The sequence below is a fragment of the Falsiroseomonas sp. RANM36 genome (genome assembly GCF_056682175.1).
On record NZ_JBWXTD010000010.1, the window covers coordinates 12,026 to 13,102 of the forward strand.

The 1,077-nt window shown below is 81.5% G+C and carries 2 protein-coding genes; both read right to left on the reverse strand.

The genetic code is table 11. From position 1 onward, the window contains the following. Window positions 1-393, reverse strand: a 393-nt coding sequence (locus tag AC1MIR_RS26730) for a hypothetical protein (protein WP_480031216.1), incomplete at its 3' end; no start/stop codon positions are given. After that, a partial coding sequence (locus tag AC1MIR_RS26735) for a uroporphyrinogen-III synthase (protein WP_480031217.1) occupies window positions 390-1,077 on the reverse strand: 688 nt, incomplete at its 5' end. The genes AC1MIR_RS26735 and AC1MIR_RS26730, both read right to left, overlap by 4 nt.

Sequence of the window (1,077 nt, forward strand, 5' to 3'; positions counted from 1 at the left end):
GGCGCCACGCGGGGCCTGCGCCGCCGGAGCGCGGCGCGGCCGTGCCGCCCGGCCCTGCGCCCGCGGGCCGACCCGCTGCTCCCGCGCCGCCGCCGGGCGCGCCGCCGCCTCGGCCCGCGCCGTCGCGGCCTGGGCGGCCTCGCGCAGGGGGGCGAGGTCGGGCGCGGCCGGTGTCGGGCGGCCCTGCAGCTGGGCGAGGCCGGTGCGCAGCGCCTCGAGCTGCTGCGCGGTCTGCGGATCGGGGCCGGCGGCCTGGGGCGGCGGCAAGGGCCGGCCGAGCAGCCAGAGGACCGCGCCGCCCAGGACCAGGGCCGCGACGACGATCGGCAGGACCGTCGGATCGAAGCGCCGGAGCCGGTCGAGGAAGCTGGGGGAGGTGTCGGGCGGGCTCATGGCTCTCCTGATGGTGTGGGGCTAGCCGGATCGCCAGCATGACGCCGCGCGCCGAGCAGCGCCAGCAGCGCCTGCTCATCCGGCCGGTCCGCGACGCGCACCGCGCGCCACGCCTGGGGCGCGGCGGCGGCCTCGGCGGCCCTGGCCACGCGGCGGCTGATCGCAAGAGCTTCCATGCGGGGAATGGCGGCCTCAAGTCCCGCGGCGCGGAGAAGTTTCATCGCACACAGCGCCGAGCGTGGCGAGTGGAACAGCACCGCACCGACCCGCCCCCCCCCCAGCGCCCCGCGGGCCGGGTCCGGCAGGTGTTCGGCCGGCGCCGCGGCATAGGCGACACGGCGGATCACCCGGAAGCCGCGCGCGCGCAGCGCAGCCGCGAGATCCAGCGCGTAGCCCTCGCCCACCGCCAGCAGCAGCGGACCGCGCGCGGGAGCGCGCTGGCGGGCCGCCCGCGCCGCCAGGCTCTCCGCCGTGCCCTCCGCGGCGCGGCAATCCGCCCAGCCGCGCGCCCGCGCCTCGGCCGCCGTGGCCTCGCCAACGGCCAGCACCGGCAGGTCGGGGACCGGCGGCGGCAGGGCGCGCGCCGCGGCGCGGCGGGTCAGCAGCAGGGCCTGGCAGCGCGGGATCACGAAGTCGCGAGGCGCCCGCGCCCGGGCCCGCGCGCGCCCCGCCGCCCCGCCCCGC